Raw genomic sequence first — 19,201 nt, 5'->3', positions numbered from 1 at the left:
GGTCTGTTCAATGAAAAAGCGGGGACCCGAAGGCCCCCGCACTGCTCGACGACGCTCTTATGGCGTCTGCCGCATCACTTAACGCCGGCTGAGACGAATCCCGCGATCTTCCAGGCAGTTGCTGCCATAGACTTTCTCGACGCCGTGACGGCCGGTCTTCATCGTGAAGGCGCAATTGGCGGGCAGGCGGCGTTCGGTGCGGCGATCGAGGCAGGAGGCGGAAACCACCTCGCCCCAGCCCCGGCCGGTCTTCACGCGCTGCACGCATTGCGCGGGCAGACGGATGCGGTCGCGGTCATGGCTATAGCGACGGTGGTCGCGGTCGTAGCGCTCCTGCGCGCGCTGGCGGCGGGCCTCGGCTTCTCGGCGCTCGCGCTCGCGGCGTTCGCGCTCAAGACGGCGCTGGCGGTCCTGCCAGCTCTCGTAGCGCGGCTGCGCCTTCTTCGCCTTGTGATCCTTCTTGTTCATCCCGTCGAGGAGCAGCGCAGCAGCCCCGACCCCAAGCAGGATGCTCAGCGCCTGACGGTCCTTCTTGCCCAGCGCGGCGGCGGGCGTAGCACTGATTGCGACGGAGCCCAACGCGAGGGCGAGGGCGGTGATGGCGGCGGTGGCCTTGGTCTTGAGGCTCATGGCTTCGGTCCTTTCACTCGGCAGCCCGAAGGCCGCATGACGTCGATGAACCAAGATTGGGCCGAGGGGCGAAAGTCAGGCAATAACGCCCCCCTGCTATCGGATAACAGGCGGGCCAACCCCCTTTGGCTATTGAATAACACGGGCGTTGAGCGCAGCGTGTTCCACATGAAACACGTAGTCCTCATATTGGCGTTTCTCGCCTCTGCCTCGGCCGCGCAGGCCGAGTGCTATGCCGATTACAAGGCCAAGCGCGACAACCCGTTGCAGCTGCAATACGGGGTAGCGCAGGTCTCGGACTCGGCCTGTTCGAAAAAGGCGGCGGCGCGCGAATTGGCGCCGAAGCTGAAAGCCGATGGGTGGACCTTGCTGACGGTTCTCTCCACATTCGGCCCCGATGGCTTGGAGCAAAGGAAGGCCAGTGCCGGACAATATTTCCTCCGTTACTGATAGTTTACGACTCGGTTCGCGCGCAGTCGTGGGCGGGATCGTGGCCGTGGTCGCGATTCTCGCCGTGGCCGCGGTGCTGCTGTTCGCGAATCTGCCGAACGCGGATGCGTTCAACGCGCGGGTCGAGCAGATCTTCGTGCAGAACGACAATCTGACCTCACAAGCCGAGATCAAGCTGCTGGAGGTGCTGGCACAGTCGGGCACCGCGTTCTCGGATGTGCTGGCGAATTACCGGGTGATCATCTTCATTCTGCTGATCTTCGCCGCCGCGCTTCTGATCGCGACGATCGTCTTCCTTCTGCTGCTGATCGCGCTGAACAAGCGGATGACCGAGATTCGCCGCGCCGGGATCGAAGTGCAGTCCTTACGCATCCTGCGGGGCGAAAACGCGGTGATGCTCAACGATATGGGCTTCACCCTGACCCCGGCGGCGATCGAGACGCTGTCGGTGCTGGCCGAGGCGCGGATGGACAACGACATCCTCACCGGCGTGCAGATCGAGGCGATGATCTCGGGCCGGGACGAGGCCGATTGCGACGAGGCGGCAGGCGCCACACGGATCAAACGCCTGCGCGACAGCCTCGGAAACCAGCTCGTCAGCGAGCTTCTCGTGCGCAACATTTCCCGCAAAGGCTATGCACTTAGCGTGGCCAAGGATGCGATCCGAGTCGACTGATCCGGTTGCGCCACTGTCACATGCGCCCTATATCGCAGGGTCTGTTGACCCGAGGGAGAGCCATGTCCGACACGCCCTTCTACCTGATCGACGAGGCGCGCCTGCGCGAGAACATGCGCAAGATCGAGCGTCTGCGCGAGCGTTCCGGCGCGAAAGCCCTGCTGGCGCTGAAATGTTTCGCGACCTGGTCGGCCTTCGACATCATGAAGCCCTACATGGATGGCACGACCTCCAGCTCGCTGTTCGAGCTGCATCTGGGGCGTGAGAAATTCGGCAAGGAAACCCATGCCTATTCGGTCGCCTGGGCCGATCACGAGATCGACGAGGCCATCGGTTACGCCGACAAGATCATCTTCAACTCGCTGAGCCAGCTGGATCGCTTCGGTGACAAGGCCGCGCATATCGAGCGTGGGCTGCGCCTGAACCCGCGGTTTTCGACCTCCGGCTTCGATCTCGCGGACCCGGCACGGCCATTCTCGCGTCTGGGCGAATGGGATGCGGAGCGGCTGGAGGCGGCGATGGACCGCATCTCGGGCGTAATGATCCACTACAATTGCGAGAACGCGGATTTCGCGCTGTTCGATCATCAGCTTTCCCGCATCGAAGCCGAGTTCGGCGATATCCTGAAGCGTCTGAAATGGGTCAGCCTCGGCGGCGGCATCCATTTCACCGGCGACGATTACCCGCTCGACGCGCTCGCCGACCGGCTCAAGAAATTCTCCGAGGATTTCGACGTGCAGGTCTATCTCGAGCCCGGCGAGGCGTCGATCACGCAGACAGCCTCGCTCGAGGTGACGGTGCTCGACATTCTCGACAACGGCAAGAAGATCGCCATCGTCGACAGCAGCATCGAGGCGCATATGCTCGACCTGCTGATCTATCGCGAGACCGCCAAGCTGCCGCAGCAGGGCGAATTCGAGTACCAGATCGCGGGCAAGACCTGCCTCGCGGGCGACATCTTCGGCGAGGCGCGGTTCGACAAACCGCTCGAAATCGGCGACCGTATCTCGATTGCCGATGCCGCCGGTTACACGATGGTCAAGAAGAACTGGTTCAACGGCGTGGCGATGCCCGCCATCGCCATCCGCCGCGAAGATGGGAACATCGACCGGATTCGCGACTTCACCTATGAGGATTATCGCGCCTCATTGTCCTGAGGGCCCACAAGAGCCCCCTTCCCCTGTCCGCAGAAAAAGGAGACAGCCGAAGTGAAAAAGAACGTGCTCATCATCGGAGCGGGCGGCGTCGCCCAGGTCGTGGCGCATAAATGCGCGCAGAATAACGACATCCTTGGCGATCTGCATATCGCCTCGCGCACCAAATCGAAATGCGATGCCATCATCGACAGCGTGCGTGAAAAGGGCGCGATGAAGGTGGACGGCACGTTCGAGGCGCATGAGGTGGATGCGACCGATTCCGAGGCGGTGGCCGCGCTGATCCGCGAGACCGGATCCGAGATCGTGATCAACGTGGGCACCGCCTTCGTGAACATGCACGTGCTCGACGGCTGCATCGCGACGGGCGCCGCCTATATCGACACCGCGATCCATGAAGAGCCCGACAAGATCTGCGAAACCCCGCCGTGGTATGCCAATTACGAGTGGAAAAAGCGCGATCTTTGCACCGAGCATGGTGTGACCGCGATCCTCGGCGCAGGCTTCGATCCGGGTGTGGTTAATGCCTATGCGCGCTTCGCCATCGACCAGATGGACGAGGTGAAGTCGATCGACATCGTCGACATCAACGCAGGCTCGCACGGCAAGTATTTCGCGACCAACTTCGATCCCGAGATCAACTTCCGCGAATTCACCGGCGTCGTCTATTACTGGGAAGACCAGCAGTGGAAAGAAACGAGCATGTTCGCCTCGGGCCACAACTGGGATCTGCCCGTCGTCGGCCCGTCGCAGGCCTATCAGTCGGGCCATGACGAGGTGCATTCGCTGGCGACCAACTATCCGCAGGCCGATGTACGCTTCTGGATGGGCTTCGGCGATCACTACATCAACGTCTTCACCGTGCTGAAGAACCTCGGCCTTCTCTCCGAGCAGCCGGTGAAAACCGCTGAGGGTCTAGAAGTCGTGCCGCTGAAAGTGGTGAAGGCCGTGCTGCCCGACCCGTCGAGCCTCGCGCCCGATTACACCGGCAAGACCTGCATCGGCGATCTGGTGAAAGGTACCAAGGACGGCAAGGACGTGGAGTATTTCGTCTATAACGTCGCCGATCACAAAGAGGCCTATGAGGAGGTCGGCTCGCAGGGCATCTCCTACACCGCGGGTGTGCCGCCGGTCGCCGCCGCGATCCTGATCGCCCAAGGCGACTGGGATGCGAAGACGATGAAAAACGTCGAAGAGATGGACCCCAAGCCCTTCTTCACCCAGCTCGACCGCATCGGCCTTCCGACCCGCGTGATGGTCGGTGGCCTCAAGGGCGAGGACAAGGCCTGGACCGAGGTTTGAGGGCAACGGCTACGTTGCAGCAATGACACAGATGTGAGCCGGCGTGACCCGTACGTCATGCCGGCTCTTTCTTTGCACGTGCAGCAAAGGAAATAAGACCCTGGGATAAGTGAAGTTTTGGGGTTTAACGATGAAGAAACTGTTCAGCGCTATCGCAATGATCGCCCTCTCGAGCACGGGCGCGATGGCGGAAAACTGGAACGGCTCCTATGCCGGCGCCGCGATCAGCTACAACAACACCGATCTGACGATCACCGAGCCGTTCTTCGGCTCGATCAGTCAAGATGCGAACCGGCTCTCGCTCACCGCGTTCGGCGGCCACAACTGGCAAAAAGGCGCATTCGTATATGGCGTTGAAGGCCGTTTGACGAGCCATGGTGAACGCGAAGAAATGACGAGTATTCCCGGGCCGGGCGCTTTTGAGAGCGGCATGGGAACCCATGGTGCGCTCTTGCTTCGCGCCGGCTACGACGCCGGGAACTACCTGCCCTTCGTGACGTTCGGTGTCGCGGCAGCGCGCCTGAACACCTACTACCCGGGCGGCGATGTGCATCGGAACGGCACCATCGCGGGTCCGATGGTAGGGATCGGTGCGGATGCCAAACTCGGCAAGAACCTGTTCCTTCGCGGTTCGGTGGATGCGAGCTTCTACAACGACAAGACGTTCGAATATTGCGGCTTCGGCTGCATTCTGTCGCACGACACGCGCAACATCAGCGCGTCGATCGGCGTCGGCTACAAGTTCTGAGCCACAGGTATAGTGAGACTTTGAAACGCGGGCCCATGTGGCCTGCGTTTTTGTTTTGGCGATCCCGGCAGGATTCGAACCTGCAACCTGCCCCTTAGGAGGGGGCTGCTCTATCCAGTTGAGCCACGGGACCGCACTGCGCCTTTGATGCCGCCAAAGAGCCTATGGTGCAAGTCCATCGCTGCGCTGCAACAGAAAACCCCGCGCATATTCCTATGCATGCGGATCTTGCAGAAGTTTCAGGATTCCGGGGGAAAGGAAAGAAAAGGGAGCGCAAATTGGCCCACTGCGCCCCCTTTCGCATCCCTCGCCGTGACGAATCCGACACCGGCGCGGGTCGTTCCAAGTATCGGGCGGAGATTATCCGACCCTACAACCGTTAACGCTAACATACTTGGCATCATTCGCTTGCGCAAGGGAAATGTTTGGCGCTAACAAGAGGAGAACCTTGAGGAACCGCCCTTGTCTCGCCCTATCGAAACCCGCCGTCCATTGACCCTGCGCGATGTCTCCGAAGCCTCCGGCGTCTCGGAAATGACCGTCAGTCGCGTGCTGCGCAATCGCGGCGATGTCTCTGATGCGACACGCGAAAAGGTCCTGCAGGCCGCGAAAGCGCTTGGCTATGTGCCGAACAAGATCGCGGGCGCGCTGGCCTCTCAGCGGGTGAACCTCGTGGCCGTGATCATCCCGTCGCTGTCGAACCTCGTCTTTCCGAAAGTGCTGTCGAGCGTGTCCGACGAGCTCGAGGATACCGGGCTGCAGCCGGTCGTCGGGGTGACGAATTACTCGCCCGAGAAGGAAGAGCAGGTTCTGTATGAGATGCTCTCGTGGCGCCCCTCGGGGGTGATCATCGCGGGGGTCGAGCACACGCCCGCCTCGCGCGCCATGCTGCAGAATGCGGGCATTCCGGTGGTCGAGATCATGGATGTCGATGGCGAGGGGATCGACTCGGTCGTGGGTATTTCGCATCGCCGCGCCGGGCTGCATATGGCCGAGGCGATCATCGCCGCCGGCTATCGCAAGATCGGGTTCCTTGGCACGAAAATGCCCGAGGATCACCGGGCGCGCAAACGGCTCGAAGGGTTCAAGGAAGGGCTCGCCAAAGCGGGGATCGAACTGGCCGATACCGAGTTCTACGCGGGCGGATCGGCGCTCGCGAAAGGGCGCGAGATGACGGAAACGATGCTCAAGCGCTCGCCCGATCTCGATTTCCTCTATTACTCCAACGACATGATCGGCGCGGGCGGTCTGCTCTGGTGCCTCGATAACGGCATCGACGTGCCGAACAAGATGGGTCTGGCCGGGTTCAACGGGCTGGAACTGCTCGACGGGCTGTCGGTGCGACTCGCCACGATGAATGCCTGCCGCGCTGAAATCGGCCGCAAGGCGGCGCAGATCATTTCGGGGCGCTCGCAAAGCGGGATGATCGGCGGCGAAGTGATCGAGCTGGAGCCGACCCTCGATCCGGGCGACACGATCCGCAAACGCTGATCCCAAGGCGGCGGCGCAAGCACTGCCTGCCTTTTAGCGCCGCGCACCCCAGCTGAGCGACGCGTATTGGCGCGTGTAGAACTCGCCCAGAAGGCCGATCATCAGGATCGCAAGCCCGACATAGAGCGGATATTCCCAGTTCGAGAAATGCGGATTGTAGTTGATGAAGGTGTAGCCCCGCGCCTGATCGATCGTGTGAAACAGCGGGTTCCAGTTGAACAGGATCAGCATCTTGTGCGGCAGATTGTTGGCTAGGAACATCTTGCCCGAGGCGATCATGTTGGCGCGGGTATAGACCTGCTGGATCACGCTTACCACTTCGGGCGCCCAGGGCTTCGCCGCAAGCAGCACGACACCGACCGCGAGCCCCGTGAACCAAGCCAGCAGCACCATCGCGAACGCGCCGACCCAGTCGTAGATCTCGATCGGTTTGAAGGCCGCGTGGTAGATGTAGAGCACCGTCACCATCGACAGCACCTGGATATACAGCGCGCTCAGCGCCGCCGACGCGATCGAGATCGCCGTGGTCATCGGCGCGTGTTTCATCATCGCCGATGTGGGCCCTTCCGACCCGAAGACCGCGCCAAGGGTCTTGGTGTGGGTCATGTAAAGGAAGATGCCCGTCATGATGTAGAGCAGGAAATCGCCCCGCACCGAGCTCGACCGCATCCCGAGTACGCTGAACATGATGTAGAAAGAGATGACCAACAGCATCGTCTGAAACATGTTCAGCAGCAGACCGATCAGCGCGTTCCCGTGGTTCTTGCGCAGATTGCGCACGGTGGCGTGATAGATCAGCTCCAGTAGGCTGAAGGTCGTGCCGAGCTTGGTCGATTTCGTCTCTGGTCTGAACATGTCCCTGCCGATTCGGGCATCGTTGCGGCCCAAGCTAGGTCGGATTGCTTGCTCAACCCTTATCGCCGCATCATAAGGGGGGAGTTGGAGCATAGCAATTGGGCCTTAACAAGGCCGGGAGAGGCGTGACGATGGATTTCGAACATCTGATGCGAGTGATGCGGCGGCTGGCGCTCGAAGCAGGCGACAAGATCATGGAGATCTACGACTCGCCCGATTTCGAGGTGAAGTCGAAGTCGGATAACTCGCCGGTGACCGAGGCCGACGAGGCCGCCGACGCGTTGATTTCCGCAGGGCTGCGCGCCGAATTTCCCGAAATGCCGCTCGTCACCGAAGAGCAGGCCGCGAGCCATTCGCAGGAGGTCTCGACCTTCCTGATCGTCGATCCGCTCGATGGCACCAAAGAATTCGTCAAACGCCGCGGCGATTTCACCGTGAACATCGCCTATGTCGAGAATGGAAAGCCCGTGCGCGGCGTGGTCTACGCTCCCGCCAAGGGACGTCTCTTCTACACGCTGGCCGAGGGCCGAGCGGTCGAAGAGGACGGCCCCTTCGACAAGGAACGCCCCGGCAAGCAGCATCCGATCACCGTCTCGATGCCCGACAATCGCGGCTTGATGGTGGTCGCGTCGAAATCGCATCGCGATCAGGCGACCGACGATTACATTGGCAAATACGCAGTGAAGGACATGGCCTCGGCCGGGTCGTCGCTGAAATTCTGCCTTGTCGCGACGGGCGAGGCCGATCTCTATCCGCGCCTCGGGCGCACGATGGAATGGGACACGGCAGCCGGTGACGCGGTTCTGCGCGGCGCGGGCGGCGAAATGATCCGCTTCGACGATCACGCACCCTTCACTTATGGCAAGCCGGGCTTCGAGAACCCGTTCTTCATCGCCTATGCCCCCGGCGTTCTCTTGGTGAAGTAATGTCGGTCCTAATTGTTATCCCGGCGCGCTACGCGTCGAGCCGCTATCCCGGAAAGCCTCTGGTCGAACTGACCGGCGCCACGGGCGAGAAAAAGACCCTGATCCAGCGCAGCTGGGAGGCGGCGACGCAGGTCGGCGGCGTCGACAAGGTCGTGGTAGCGACCGATGACGACCGTATCCGCGAGGCCTGCGAAGCCTTCGGCGCCGAGGTGGCGATGACCTCCGAGAGCTGCCGCAACGGGACCGAGCGCTGCGCCGAAGCGGCGGCGACCCTTGGCGGCGATTTCGACATCGTCGTGAACTTGCAGGGCGACGCACCGCTGACCCCCGCTTGGTTCATCGAAGACCTCGTCGCCGGGCTGCGCGCCAATGACTGGGCCGAGCTGGCCACCCCGGTGCTGCGCTGCGAAGGCGCGACGCTCAACAGCCTGCTGGAAGATCGCCAGAACGGGCGCGTCGGCGGCACGACGGCAGTGTTCGGCGCCGGCAATCGCGGGCTCTATTTCTCGAAAGAGGTTATTCCCTTCACCTCCGAGACTTACGCGGACGAAGCCCCCACGCCGGTGTTCCACCATGTGGGCGTCTATGCCTACCGGCCGGACACGCTGGCAGCCTATGCGGGCTGGCCGATCGGGCCTCTGGAAACCCTCGAAGGTCTGGAGCAGCTGCGCTTTCTGGAGAACGGTCGCGCAGTGCTCTGCGCAGAGGTCGAGTCGCGCGGACGGCAGTTCTGGGAACTCAACAATCCGTCAGATGTGGCCCGGATCGAATCCATGATGCTGCAGATGCAGCTTCCCTGAACGCACGCAATTTATCGCCTATCGCACTAAAAATGCGGTTTTTCACGGCATTGCAGGAAACAATTTTCGCATTTGCAGCATTTCTTCCTTCGGGAGTGCTCAACGCCAGAACCGGTCCCTTGTTGGATCACGGCTTTGGGGACACAATGAACCAACTTTTGACGATTTAATCGTAGCAACCCTATAGGTGACGAATGAAAAGCAAGGTGACGAAGGCGATCTTCCCGGTGGCCGGCCTCGGAACCCGCTTCCTCCCCGCGACGAAGTCGATCCCGAAAGAGATCCTCACGTTGGTGGACCGCCCGCTTATCCAATACGCCATCGACGAGGCGCGTGCGGCCGGTATCGAGGAGTTCATCTTCGTCACCTCGCGCGGCAAATCGGCACTTGAGGATTATTTCGACAACGCCCCCGAACTGGAAAGCGCATTGGCGCAGAAGGGCAAGACCGAAATCCTCGACGAGCTGCAGCAGACAAATATGGACAGCGGCGCGATCGCCTATGTCCGTCAGAACCAGCCGCTGGGTCTGGGCCACGCAGTCTGGTGTGCGCGTCGTCTGGTGCATGACGAGGCCTTCGCCGTGATCCTGACCGACGACGTCATCGCCGCCGACAAGCCCTGTCTGCAGCAGATGATGGAAGCCTATAACGAGACCGGCGGGAACTATGTCGCGGCGATGGAAGTGCCCGCCGACAAGACCGCGTCCTACGGGGTTCTGGATGTCGCCCCGGGCGACGGTCCGCGCCTGCAGGTCAACGGCATGGTCGAAAAGCCCAAGCCCGAGGATGCCCCCTCGAACCTCGCGGTGATCGGTCGCTACATCCTCACCCCGCGCATCATGTGGAACCTCGATGCGCGCAAGGCGGGTGCTGGCGGTGAAATCCAGCTGACCGACGCGATCGCGCAGGAAATCCATGGCGGCAACTCGGTCTATGGCTATCGCTTCGACGGGCAGCGCTACGATTGCGGCTCGAAGGCGGGCTTCCTGCAGGCGACGGTGGCTTTCGGCCTCCAGCGCCCGGATCTGAAGGATGAGTTCGGCGAATATCTCTCCGATCTTTCCGCGATGCGGCAGGCGGCTGAGTAAGCGATGCAGCAACATGTGTTGGTAACGGGTGGTGCGGGCTATATCGGCTCGCACGCCTGCAAAGCGCTGGCCGCGGCGGGCTATGTCCCGGTCTGCTTCGACAATTTCTCCACCGGCTGGAAAGAAGCGGTGAAGTTCGGCCCAGCCGAGGAGGGCGATCTTGCCGATCGTGCCCGCCTCGACGAGGTCTTCGCGAAGTATCAGCCCATCGCGGTGATGCATTTCGCGGCGCTGAGCCTTGTTGGCGAGTCGATGCAGAACCCGTCGAAATACTGGCGCACCAACGTGAATTGCGCGCTGAATCTGATTGAAGCGGCCGTCGACGCAGGCTGCCGCAACTTCGTCTTCTCCTCGACCTGCGCGACCTATGGCGATCAGGACGGGGTGGTGCTGAACGAGGACACCGAACAGCGCCCGATCAATGCCTACGGCGGCTCGAAACGCGCCATCGAAGACATGCTGCGCGATTTCGGCGCGAGTCACGGGCTGAACTCGGTGATCTTCCGCTATTTCAACGTGGCGGGCGCCGACCCGGACGCGGAGGTCGGCGAGCAGCACATCCCCGAGACGCATCTGATCCCGCTGATGCTGGATGCCATCGCGGGCAAACGCCCGGCGCTGACCGTGTTCGGCTCGGATTACGCGACGCGCGACGGCACCTGCATTCGCGATTACGTCCATGTCTCCGATCTGGTCGATGCGCATGTTCTGGGTCTGAAATGGCTCGAAGACGGTAAACCCTCGCGGGTCTTCTGCCTCGGCTCGGGAAACGGGTTCTCGGTACGCGAAGTGATCGACGCCTCGCGCGCCGTGACCAATCAAGACGTCCCGATCGTCGAGGGGGACCGTCGTCCCGGCGATGCGGCGGCGCTGGTGTCGGGCTCGAAACGAGCGACCGAGGAGCTTGGCTGGCAGCCGAAGCGGTCGGACCTTTCCACCATGATTTCCGATGCATGGCGTTGGCATCAGGCGAAAGAGTATGAATACTGACCCCCAAGCAGGGGTCAGGAGAATGAATGCCGTCGCGCCGTGAGCTTTGGGAGGGCTACAGGCTGCGCCTCAAGCGCAAGCATTTCCTGTGGCGCGCCCTGCGCAAACGGCACCAGCTTGACCGTGTCACGAGCCGCACCGGGAAGATAAAGCCCGGCGCGATCCTCGCCTTCGCGGTGATGCGCAACGAGGCGCGGCGGCTCCCCTTTTTTCTCAAGCATTACCGCAAGCTCGGCGTGGATCACTTTCTGGTCGTCGACAATGGCAGCACGGATGACACCGCCGCGCTGCTGGCGGAGGCGCGCGACGTGTCGCTGTGGCAGACGTCGGGCAGCTACCGGGCCTCGCGCTTCGGGCTCGATTGGGTGACGTGGCTGATGCTGCGCTACGGGCACGATCACTGGTGCCTGACCGTCGATGCGGATGAGCTGCTGATCTACCCCTATCACGACAGTCGCCCCCTGCCCGCGCTGACCGACTGGCTCGACCGGTCGGAGCAGTGCAGTTTCCCGGCGATGATGCTCGACCTCTACCCGAAAGGGCCGCTTGGCGCGCAGCGCTACGAGGCGGGGCAGGATCCGCGCAAGATCCTGAGCTGGTTCGACGCCGGGAATTACATGATCACCCAGCAGGCCCAGACCGACGCGCTGTGGATCCAAGGCGGGCCACGGGCGCGGGCTTTTTTCCCCGACAGCCCGCGCCAATCGCCGACGCTCTCGAAGATCCCGCTGGTGCGCTGGCACCGGCGATGGGCCTATCTGAACTCGACCCATGCGCTGCTGCCGCGCCACCTGAACCAGACCTACGACTCGGACGGCGGCGAGGCGATTTCGGGGCTGCTGCTGCACACCAAGTTTCTCGACGAGATCGTGGACAAGTCGAAAGAGGAGAAATCGCGTGGCGAGCATTTCGGCCAGCCCGCGGAATTCGACCAGTATTACGACGCGCTGGCCGCCGATCCGGAGCTCTGGACGCCGCATTCGACGCGGCTCGGCGACTGGCGTCAATTGGAGGCGCAGGGGCTGATGTCGCGCGGCGGCTGGATGTGAAGTTGTTGACTTGGAGGCAACATTGCTGACGCAAGCGTTAGGCGTGGCCTTCTCAGCTGCGCGCAAACCGGGTAAGTATCGGAAGACATTGATAAGCCGTTGAAAACTTGCCGATTTGAACAGGGCGACCTTTAACGATTTGAGAACTACGCTGCGAGTAGCAAAGGACCAGTGCGGCACGAAATGACCGCGACGTCGGAGAGGGACGGATATTGGGACTGAGAGAGATCGCCAGGCTGCGCCGTAAACGCAGAATTCGGCAGATTCGGGCTTTCCGCAAAAGCCGCGAACTCTCTCTCTATTCCGACCGCACCGGCGACATCCGCCCCGAGGATATCCTCGTCTTCGTCACCGCCCGCAACGAACGCATCCGCCTGCCCTATTTCCTGCGCTACTACCGCGAGATGGGCGTCGGGCACTTCCTGTTTGTCGACAATGGCAGCGACGATGGCAGCGCCGAGTATCTCGCCCAGCAGGAGGACTGCTCGGTCTGGCACACGGACGCCTCTTACAAGACGTCGAATTTCGGCATCGACTGGATGAACTGGCTGCTGCGCAAATACGGCACCGGGCATTGGACGCTGACGCTCGATCCGGACGAGTTCTTCGTCTACCCGTTCTGCGATACGCGGCCCATTCAGGCGCTGACCGACTGGCTCGACACCTATGGCATCCGGTCGTTTCCCGCCATGCTGCTGGATATGTATCCGAAAGGGCCGATCGACGCGCAGCCCTATCGCGAGGGGCAGAACCCGTTCGATCTGGCCTGCTGGTTCGATGCGGGCAACTACATGATCTCGCCCAATCCCGAGACCAACAATCTGTGGATTCAAGGCGGGCCCCGGGCGCGCATCTTCTTTCCCGACGCGCCGAAGAAGGCTCCCTCGCTCAACAAGATCCCGCTGGTCAAATGGGAGCGTGGGAACGTCTATATCTCCTCGACCCATATGCTGCTGCCGCGCGGCCTGAACCAGGTCTATGACACGATCGGCGGCGAGATGGTCTCGGGCTGCCTGCTGCATGCGAAGTTCCTCTCGCCGCTGACCGACAAGGTCGAAGAGGAATTGCAGCGCAAACAGCATTACGCGGGATCGCGCGAATATCACGCCTATGCCCGCACGATCTCAAAAGAGCCCGATTTGTGGTGCAAATGGTCTGAGAAATATATCAACTGGCGCCAGCTCGAGATCCTCGGGCTGATGTCGAAGGGCAATTGGGCGTGAGGAAACAAGGCGCGTGACAGTCGGATTCATCATGATGTGCCACACCGCGCTCGACCGGGCCGCGCAGGTCGCGCGGTTCTGGTCGGAGGGCGGATCGCCCGTGGTGATCCATGTCGATGCCCGCGTGACCGCGCATGACTATAACGGCTTCAAGAAGATGCTCTCCGATCTGGAGAATGTCTCCTTCTCGCGGCGCTACAAATGCGACTGGGGCACGTGGTCGCTGGTCGCCGCCAGCCAAGCCGCGGCCGAGCAGATGCTGGCACTGCATGACGACGTGCGCCACGTCTATCTGGCGTCGGGCTCCTGCCTGCCGCTGCGCCCGCTGCACGAGCTGACCGACTATCTCGACGCGCGGCCCTATACCGATTTCATCGAGAGCGTGACCACCACGGAAGTCGGCTGGACCGTCGGCGGGATCGACATCGAACGCTTCACGCTGCGCTTCCCCTTCTCGTGGAAGAAGCAGCGGCGCATGTTCGACCGCTATGTCGAATTTCAACGCCGCGTGGGCTTCAAACGGCGCATCCCCGACGGGCTGGTGCCGCATCTGGGCAGCCAATGGTGGTGCCTGACGCGCCAGACCCTGTCGGCCATTCTGGAAGACCCCGATCGCGCGCTCTACGACCGCTATTTCAAGCGCGTCTGGATCCCGGATGAGAGCTATTTCCAGACCCTCGCAAGGCTCTATTCCACCTCGATCGAGAGCCGCTCGCTGACGCTGACCAAGTTCGATTTTCAGGGCAAGCCGCATATCTTCTACGACGATCACCTGCAGCTACTGCGGCGGTCGGACTGTTTCGTGGCGCGGAAAATCTGGCCCAAGGCGGATAAGCTCTATCGGAGCTTCCTCGACAAAAGCCCCGGGCGCTCCGTCATGGCCGAACCCAACCCCGCCAAGATCGACCGGCTGTTTTCCAAGTCGATCGAGCGGCGCACGCGCGGGCGGCCCGGCCTCTATATGCAGAGCCGTTTTCCCAAGAAAGACCACGAGAACGGCAAGACCTCGGCGCCCTATTCGATCTTCCACGGCTTCTCGGATCTCTTCGAGAATTTCGACGGTTGGCTCGCGAAATACGTGGGCGCGCGGGTGCATGGTCATCTCTACGCGCCCGAGCGCGCCGAGTTCGCGGGCAATGAGCGGATGTTCAACGGCTGCCTGACCGACGACGCGGCGCTGCGCGACTACAACCCGCGTGCCTTCCTGACGAACCTGATCTGGAACTCGCGCGGCGAGCGGCAATGCTACATGTTCTCGCCGCGCGACAATCAGGCGAATAACTGGTTCACCGCGACCGATCCGAATGCGCAGATTTCGGTCATCACCGGCGCCTGGGCACTGCCGCTGTCGCGCAAGAACGAGAATTTCGCGACGATCCGGCGCGAGGCCGCGATGCTGCAGAAACGCGAGCTGGAGCATCTGGAGATTCTGCGCTCGATGTATGTGAAGGCGCGCGTGCGGATCTGGACTGTCGCGGATTTCATCGAGAACCCGATGGAGCCCCTGCAGACCATCATCGACGAGATCAGCCCCCGCGCGACCCGTCGCCTCACCGAAGCGCCGCAGATGGTCGATCTGTCGGGGTTCAACCAATTCCTGCAAAATCTCAAGAACCAAGGGATGCAGCCGCTCGTGATGGGGGATTTCCCGCTCGAGCAAAGCGGGAAGCGCGATGCCGCCACCCGCCGCGGTCGCCCCTATCTGGTGAAATAAGACATGCCAAAATTTGACAGTTTCGTCGTCTTCGCCGAGATGCGCACCGGCTCCAATCTGCTGGAAGCTGCGCTGAACGATCTGGACGGCGTGACCTGCCATGGCGAGGCGTTCAATCCGGCGCTGATCGGCTATCCGAACCGCAAGGAGCTAGTGGGCGTCACCAAGGCGCAGCGCGATGACGATCCGCTGGCGCTATGGGGCGCGATCAAATCGCAGGGCGGGCTGAACGGCTGCCGCTATTTCCACGATCACGACCCGCGGATGTTGGCCGTCTTCGTGAACGATCCGAAATGCGCGAAGATCGTGCTGACCCGAAATCCGATCGAGAGCTATGTCAGCCTGATGATCGCGCGCGCCACCGGCCAGTGGAAGCTGGGCGATGCGAAGCACCGCAAGGCCACGAAGGCGCGCTTCGATGCCGAGGAGTTCGAGGCCCATCTGGAAGGGCTGCAGGATTTTCAGGTGACGCTGCAAAACGCACTGCAACGCTCGGGGCAGACAGCCTTCTATATCGACTATGAGGATGCACAGTCGGTCGAGGTGCTCAACGGTCTCGCGAATTGGCTGGGCGTCGCGGGGCGGCTCGACAAGCTACCCGAGACCCTGAAGGTGCAGAACCCCGAGCCGCTGGAGGCGAAGGTCGCGAATTTCCCGGGGATGGAGGCGTCGCTGGCGCGGCTCGACCGGTTCAACCTGTCGAAAACCCCGAATTTCGAGCCCCGGCGCGGTCCCGGCGTGCCCGGTTTCATCGCGAGCGAGGCGGGGCTGCTTTATATGCCGCTCCGGCCCGCGATGGATGCGCCGATCCGCGACTGGCTGGCGGCAACCGGCGAACTGGTCGAAGGGTTCAGCCAGAAGACCCTGCGTCAGTGGAAACGTCGCCATCCCGGCCATCGCAGCTTCACCGTGCTGCGCCACCCGCTGATGCGCGCGCATCTCGCGTTCAACGCGGTGCTCAACTGGGACACTATGGACGAGACCCGCGCCGTCCTGCGCCAAAGCTACAAGCTGCCGATCCCGCAGGAGGGGCAGAGCATCGCGCCCGCCGATTATGCCGAGGCGCTGATCGCCTTCTTGGGCTGGCTCAAATCCAATCTCGCGAACCAGACGAGCCTGCCGGTGAATACGCTCTGGGCAACGCAATCGGCGGCGCTTCAGGGGATCGGCCAATTCGCCCTGCCCGACCTTCTGGTGCGCGAGGAGCGGATGGCGGAGGACTTCGCCTATCTGGCCAGCATGGCCGGGGTGGAGGCCCCAGCCTTCGCGCCCGGCGAGACCGACACCGCGCCGATCAAGCTCGCCGATATCTGGACGCCCGACCTCGAGGCCGCCGCGCGCGAGACCTATACGCGCGACATGATGCAGTTCGGCTTCGGTAACTGGCGCGACTGAGCCTGCGCCATGAAAAAAGCGCGCCGGACGAACCGACGCGCTTTTCAATTTGTATCAGCGAGCTGATCAGGCCGCCTGACGGCTCTGCGCCTCCGTCAGCACTGCGTGCAGCGTCGACGGATCGGTGTTCGCCCGCAGCTTCTCACAGGTTTCCGGATCGCGCATCGTGCGCGACACGAGGGCCAGCGCCTTGAGATGCTCGACCCCGGAATCCTTCGGCGCGAAGAGCGCGAAGACCAGATCGACCGGCAGCCGGTCCACCGCGTCGAAATCGAGCGGCTTTTCCAGACGCAGGAAGACACCCACGACTTCGCTCAGCCCGTCGAGCCGCGCATGCGGAAGCGCAACGCCGTGGCCGACACCGGTCGGCCCGAGGCTTTCACGCTCCTGCAGCGCATCGACAGTCTCTGCGGCGTCGATCTTGTAGCACGCCGCCGCGATGTCACCGAGATCCTGAAACAGGCGTTTCTTGCTCGTGACATTCGACAGCACTTTGACCGCGCCAGGCACGAGAAGTTTAGATAGGTCCATGAACTCGTCTACTCCGCGCCCGTTCCGGGCCGCTCATTTGCTGTTGCGCGGGTCGATCCAGCCGACATTGCCGTCTTCACGCCGATGAACGACGTTGACCCCGCCATGTTTCTCGTTGCGGAAGACGAGTAGCGACGCATCAGACAGCTCCATCTGCATGACCGCTTCACCGACCGAGAGAGTGGGAACCTTGGTTTCCATCTCGGCTACGATCATCGGAGCACCTTCGTGCGTCTCGCCGGTATCGTCATCCTCTTCCGAGGCGAGCACATATAGACCTGCAGCTTCGAATTCAACTGGTTCAGCACGGTCGCGGTGATGATCTTTCAATCTGCGCTTGTGACGCCGCAGTTGCTTGTCCATCTTTTCGCGCGCCGCATCGAAGGCCGCATAGATTTCCGTGGCATGACCCTTGGCCGAAGCGGTGAGCCCGGTCGACAGGTGCACCGTCGCCTCGCAAATAAACTCATGCGCATCGCGCGAGAAGGTGATCTGCGCATCGGTGGGACGCTGCATGTATTTCTCGGCGACCTCGCCCAACTCCGACTTGACGTGAGATTGCAGGGCCTCTCCGACATCGATTTGTTTGCCGGTGATTTGGTAACGCATGGATTTCCTCCTTCACGCATTGGGCCAGTGACCCCAGCCTTTGGGCTGAGGTGTTTCGGGCCGGTTAATCTCTTGAAAAGTCGCGTTGAGTCTGAATTCGCCCGGGCCCTCTTTCGGGGACCTTCCGCGCGCCGGACCCCTCTCGGGGGCCGCAAGCGCGCCCGGGGAGTGGGGGCGAACATTACGCATCTCTTATGTATTTGGGGATGGATCGTGGGGGGTGTCAACGGGTCTCCCTCGCTGCAGTGCAAAACTGCCGGTAGGCGGAGCCGCCCGGCAGGGATCCGCGGATCACGATCAGAGGATGCGGAAGTGCTGGCCGAGATAGACGCAGCGGACGTTTTCGTCCTGCACAACCTCTTCCGCGGTGCCTGACATCAGCACCGTGCCGTCGTGCAGAATGTAGGCACGATCCACGATCTCGAGCGTTTCGCGCACATTGTGATCGGTGATCAAAACCCCGATACCCCGATCTTTCAGCTGTGCGACGAGCGCGCGAATCTCCGACACGGCGATCGGATCGACGCCCGCGAAGGGTTCGTCCAGCAACAGATATTTCGGATCGGCGGCCAGACAGCGTGCGATTTCGCAGCGCCGGCGTTCGCCCCCCGACAGCGCCAAAGCGGGCGCGTGACGCAGGTGGCCGATCGAGAAATCGCCCAGAAGTTCTTCCAGCCGTTCGCGACGGGTGTGCGGATCGGACTCCGCCACTTCCAGCACCGCCATGATGTTCTCTTCGACCGAGAGACCCCGGAAAATCGAGGCTTCCTGCGGCAGATAGCCGATCCCGAGCCGCGCGCGGCGATACATCGGCAGGCCCGTCACATCGCGCCCGTCGATCAGAACCTCGCCCGCATCGGGTCGGATCAGACCGGCGATATTGTAAAAACAGGTGGTCTTGCCCGAACCGTTCGGTCCGAGAAGCGCCACGACCTCGCCACGCGACAGGTCGAGCGAGACGTCGCGAATCACGGGGCGGCGCTTGTAGCTCTTGCGCAGACCCCGGACCTGCAAACCGCCCTGGCCCGCGACCGGGGCCAGCCCGGCGTCGCTTTTGACGGCATCCTCGGCCATCACTTGCTCCCGGCGGGCTTCAGAAGCGTGCGCACACGCCCGTCCATCGTGCCGGCGCCGGTGCTCAGGTCGACATTGAGCTTGTTGCCGGACATCACGTTGTCGCCTTGGGTCAGCAGCACGTTGCCGGTCATCACGACAGTGCCCGCTTTCACATCGTAGACGGCTTCCTCGGCCTCTGCCGCCTCGGTGGGCGAAACCAGCGTGACGCCGCCCGTTGCGTGCAGCCGGGTGATCTCGGAGCGTTTGTCGCTGGCGTAGAACACCTCAAGCTCGGCGGCTTTCATGTGCATATCGCCCTGCGTGACCTCCACATTGCCGGAGAACACTGCCTGACCGCTTTCCTGATTGACGTTGAGCGAATCGGCCGTGACTTCGACCGGGGCCGTCTTGTCGGCGCGCAGCCCGCCGAAATCGACGCTTTGCGCCATTACGAGAACCGGGAACGAAACCGCCATCGCGCAGGCGGTGAAAAAACGCGCTCGAAACATCCACA

20 protein-coding genes and 1 tRNA gene are annotated in these 19,201 nt (G+C 62.1%); 14 read left to right on the top strand and 7 right to left on the bottom strand.

The genetic code is table 11. The features are described from left to right. Positions 1 to 78: 78 nt before the first annotated feature. On the bottom strand, positions 79 to 630 hold the full coding sequence (locus tag BMI89_RS09105; RefSeq protein WP_078522204.1) for a hypothetical protein: 552 nt from the start codon (positions 628 to 630) through the stop codon (positions 79 to 81). A gap of 168 nt (positions 631 to 798) precedes the next feature. On the opposite strand from BMI89_RS09105, the gene BMI89_RS09100 reads away from it, so the two are divergent. The 5 genes from BMI89_RS09100 (at position 799) to BMI89_RS09080 (ending at position 4,960) form a co-directional block, all read left to right on the top strand. Further along, the gene (locus BMI89_RS09100; RefSeq protein ID WP_078541754.1) at positions 799 to 1,080 is read left to right on the top strand and encodes a hypothetical protein; all 282 of its coding nucleotides are present in this window, start codon (positions 799 to 801) and stop codon (positions 1,078 to 1,080) included. After that, on the top strand, positions 1,052 to 1,756 hold the full coding sequence (locus BMI89_RS09095) for a hypothetical protein (protein ID WP_246832002.1): 705 nt from the start codon (positions 1,052 to 1,054) through the stop codon (positions 1,754 to 1,756). Before BMI89_RS09100 ends, BMI89_RS09095 begins: the two co-directional genes overlap by 29 nt. A 62-nt stretch (positions 1,757 to 1,818) precedes the next feature. Then, positions 1,819 to 2,913: a carboxynorspermidine decarboxylase gene (gene nspC, locus BMI89_RS09090; RefSeq protein WP_078570675.1), complete on the top strand. Its 1,095-nt coding sequence runs from the start codon at positions 1,819 to 1,821 to the stop codon at positions 2,911 to 2,913. Positions 2,914 to 2,964: 51 nt separating this feature from the next. Further along, positions 2,965 to 4,212, top strand: a complete 1,248-nt coding sequence (locus BMI89_RS09085; protein WP_078570674.1) for a saccharopine dehydrogenase family protein — start codon at positions 2,965 to 2,967, stop codon at positions 4,210 to 4,212. Between the two features lie 130 nt (positions 4,213 to 4,342). Continuing rightward, the gene (locus BMI89_RS09080) at positions 4,343 to 4,960 is read left to right on the top strand and encodes an outer membrane beta-barrel protein (RefSeq protein WP_078570673.1); all 618 of its coding nucleotides are present in this window, start codon (positions 4,343 to 4,345) and stop codon (positions 4,958 to 4,960) included. A 56-nt stretch (positions 4,961 to 5,016) separates the two neighbouring features. Here BMI89_RS09080 and BMI89_RS09075 read toward each other — a convergent pair. Continuing rightward, positions 5,017 to 5,093 (bottom strand) — tRNA-Arg (locus tag BMI89_RS09075). A 329-nt stretch (positions 5,094 to 5,422) separates the two neighbouring features. Between BMI89_RS09075 and BMI89_RS09070 the strand changes: the two genes are divergently transcribed. Beyond that, positions 5,423 to 6,451 carry a LacI family DNA-binding transcriptional regulator gene (locus BMI89_RS09070; protein WP_256376242.1) on the top strand — a complete coding sequence of 343 codons (1,029 nt, stop codon included), beginning with the start codon at positions 5,423 to 5,425 and terminating at the stop codon, positions 6,449 to 6,451. 33 nt (positions 6,452 to 6,484) lie between these two features. On the opposite strand, the gene BMI89_RS09065 is transcribed toward BMI89_RS09070, so the two are convergent. After that, a complete protein-coding gene (locus BMI89_RS09065) occupies positions 6,485 to 7,306 on the bottom strand; it encodes an ABC transporter permease (RefSeq protein WP_078522201.1) in 822 nt (273 codons plus the stop codon). A 131-nt stretch (positions 7,307 to 7,437) separates the two neighbouring features. Between BMI89_RS09065 and cysQ the strand changes: the two genes are divergently transcribed. The 8 genes from cysQ to BMI89_RS09025 all read left to right on the top strand — a co-directional run bounded on the left by cysQ (position 7,438) and on the right by BMI89_RS09025 (position 16,491). After that, on the top strand, positions 7,438 to 8,232 hold the full coding sequence (gene cysQ, locus BMI89_RS09060) for a 3'(2'),5'-bisphosphate nucleotidase CysQ (protein ID WP_078570672.1): 795 nt from the start codon (positions 7,438 to 7,440) through the stop codon (positions 8,230 to 8,232). Then, positions 8,232 to 9,032 carry a manno-octulosonate cytidylyltransferase gene (locus BMI89_RS09055; protein WP_078570671.1) on the top strand — a complete coding sequence of 267 codons (801 nt, stop codon included), beginning with the start codon at positions 8,232 to 8,234 and terminating at the stop codon, positions 9,030 to 9,032. The genes cysQ and BMI89_RS09055 overlap by 1 nt, the downstream gene beginning before the upstream one ends. 194 nt (positions 9,033 to 9,226) lie before the next feature. Then, complete coding sequence (gene galU, locus BMI89_RS09050; RefSeq protein ID WP_078522198.1) at positions 9,227 to 10,120, top strand: UTP--glucose-1-phosphate uridylyltransferase GalU; 894 nt, start codon at positions 9,227 to 9,229, stop codon at positions 10,118 to 10,120. Positions 10,121 to 10,123: 3 nt separating this feature from the next. Further along, a complete protein-coding gene (gene galE, locus BMI89_RS09045) occupies positions 10,124 to 11,110 on the top strand; it encodes a UDP-glucose 4-epimerase GalE (protein ID WP_078570670.1) in 987 nt (328 codons plus the stop codon). Between the two features lie 26 nt (positions 11,111 to 11,136). Further along, positions 11,137 to 12,159: a glycosyltransferase family 2 protein gene (locus tag BMI89_RS09040; RefSeq protein ID WP_078570669.1), complete on the top strand. Its 1,023-nt coding sequence runs from the start codon at positions 11,137 to 11,139 to the stop codon at positions 12,157 to 12,159. A 212-nt stretch (positions 12,160 to 12,371) separates the two neighbouring features. After that, a complete protein-coding gene (locus BMI89_RS09035) occupies positions 12,372 to 13,382 on the top strand; it encodes a glycosyltransferase family 2 protein (RefSeq protein ID WP_078570668.1) in 1,011 nt (336 codons plus the stop codon). Positions 13,383 to 13,395: 13 nt separating this feature from the next. Continuing rightward, positions 13,396 to 15,096, top strand: a complete 1,701-nt coding sequence (locus tag BMI89_RS09030; protein WP_078570667.1) for a beta-1,6-N-acetylglucosaminyltransferase — start codon at positions 13,396 to 13,398, stop codon at positions 15,094 to 15,096. Between the two features lie 3 nt (positions 15,097 to 15,099). Further along, positions 15,100 to 16,491, top strand: coding sequence for a nodulation protein NodH (locus BMI89_RS09025; protein WP_078570666.1), 1,392 nt, complete (start codon positions 15,100 to 15,102; stop codon positions 16,489 to 16,491). A 66-nt stretch (positions 16,492 to 16,557) separates the two neighbouring features. Here the strand turns inward: BMI89_RS09025 and BMI89_RS09020 are convergent, their stop codons facing one another. From BMI89_RS09020 to lptA, 4 genes are all read right to left on the bottom strand, one after another. Beyond that, on the bottom strand, positions 16,558 to 17,022 hold the full coding sequence (locus BMI89_RS09020) for a PTS sugar transporter subunit IIA (RefSeq protein ID WP_078522192.1): 465 nt from the start codon (positions 17,020 to 17,022) through the stop codon (positions 16,558 to 16,560). 33 nt (positions 17,023 to 17,055) lie between these two features. Beyond that, the gene (gene raiA, locus BMI89_RS09015; protein WP_078522191.1) at positions 17,056 to 17,631 is read right to left on the bottom strand and encodes a ribosome-associated translation inhibitor RaiA; all 576 of its coding nucleotides are present in this window, start codon (positions 17,629 to 17,631) and stop codon (positions 17,056 to 17,058) included. Between the two features lie 297 nt (positions 17,632 to 17,928). Further along, on the bottom strand, positions 17,929 to 18,705 hold the full coding sequence (gene lptB, locus BMI89_RS09010) for an LPS export ABC transporter ATP-binding protein (RefSeq protein WP_078570665.1): 777 nt from the start codon (positions 18,703 to 18,705) through the stop codon (positions 17,929 to 17,931). Then, complete coding sequence (gene lptA / locus BMI89_RS09005) at positions 18,705 to 19,196, bottom strand: lipopolysaccharide transport periplasmic protein LptA (RefSeq protein WP_078570664.1); 492 nt, start codon at positions 19,194 to 19,196, stop codon at positions 18,705 to 18,707. The genes lptB and lptA overlap by 1 nt, the downstream gene beginning before the upstream one ends. Positions 19,197 to 19,201 lie beyond the last annotated feature (5 nt).

The sequence above is a fragment of the Thioclava sp. F36-7 genome (assembly GCF_002020075.1).
In the GTDB taxonomy this organism is placed as follows: Bacteria; Pseudomonadota; Alphaproteobacteria; order Rhodobacterales; family Rhodobacteraceae; genus Thioclava; species Thioclava sediminum.
The sequence above is the reverse complement of the archived record's forward strand: the minus strand, read 5'-3'. Positions and strand labels throughout refer to the sequence as shown.

Bases quoted from the DNA above. Each gene is read 5' to 3' on its own strand.
- BMI89_RS09105 (WP_078522204.1), bottom strand. From the start codon at position 630: ATGAGCCTCAAGACCAAGGCCACCGCCGCCATCACCGCCCTCGCCCTC.
- BMI89_RS09100 (WP_078541754.1), top strand. From the start codon at position 799: ATGAAACACGTAGTCCTCATATTGGCGTTTCTCGCCTCTGCCTCGGCC.
- nspC (WP_078570675.1), top strand. From the start codon at position 1,819: ATGTCCGACACGCCCTTCTACCTGATCGACGAGGCGCGCCTGCGCGAG.
- BMI89_RS09080 (WP_078570673.1), top strand. From the start codon at position 4,343: ATGAAGAAACTGTTCAGCGCTATCGCAATGATCGCCCTCTCGAGCACG.
- BMI89_RS09065 (WP_078522201.1), bottom strand. From the start codon at position 7,306: ATGTTCAGACCAGAGACGAAATCGACCAAGCTCGGCACGACCTTCAGC.
- cysQ (WP_078570672.1), top strand. From the start codon at position 7,438: ATGGATTTCGAACATCTGATGCGAGTGATGCGGCGGCTGGCGCTCGAA.
- BMI89_RS09055 (WP_078570671.1), top strand. From the start codon at position 8,232: ATGTCGGTCCTAATTGTTATCCCGGCGCGCTACGCGTCGAGCCGCTAT.
- galU (WP_078522198.1), top strand. From the start codon at position 9,227: ATGAAAAGCAAGGTGACGAAGGCGATCTTCCCGGTGGCCGGCCTCGGA.
- galE (WP_078570670.1), top strand. From the start codon at position 10,124: ATGCAGCAACATGTGTTGGTAACGGGTGGTGCGGGCTATATCGGCTCG.
- BMI89_RS09040 (WP_078570669.1), top strand. From the start codon at position 11,137: ATGCCGTCGCGCCGTGAGCTTTGGGAGGGCTACAGGCTGCGCCTCAAG.
- BMI89_RS09025 (WP_078570666.1), top strand. From the start codon at position 15,100: ATGCCAAAATTTGACAGTTTCGTCGTCTTCGCCGAGATGCGCACCGGC.
- BMI89_RS09020 (WP_078522192.1), bottom strand. From the start codon at position 17,022: ATGGACCTATCTAAACTTCTCGTGCCTGGCGCGGTCAAAGTGCTGTCG.
- raiA (WP_078522191.1), bottom strand. From the start codon at position 17,631: ATGCGTTACCAAATCACCGGCAAACAAATCGATGTCGGAGAGGCCCTG.
- lptB (WP_078570665.1), bottom strand. From the start codon at position 18,705: ATGGCCGAGGATGCCGTCAAAAGCGACGCCGGGCTGGCCCCGGTCGCG.
- lptA (WP_078570664.1), bottom strand. From the start codon at position 19,196: ATGTTTCGAGCGCGTTTTTTCACCGCCTGCGCGATGGCGGTTTCGTTC.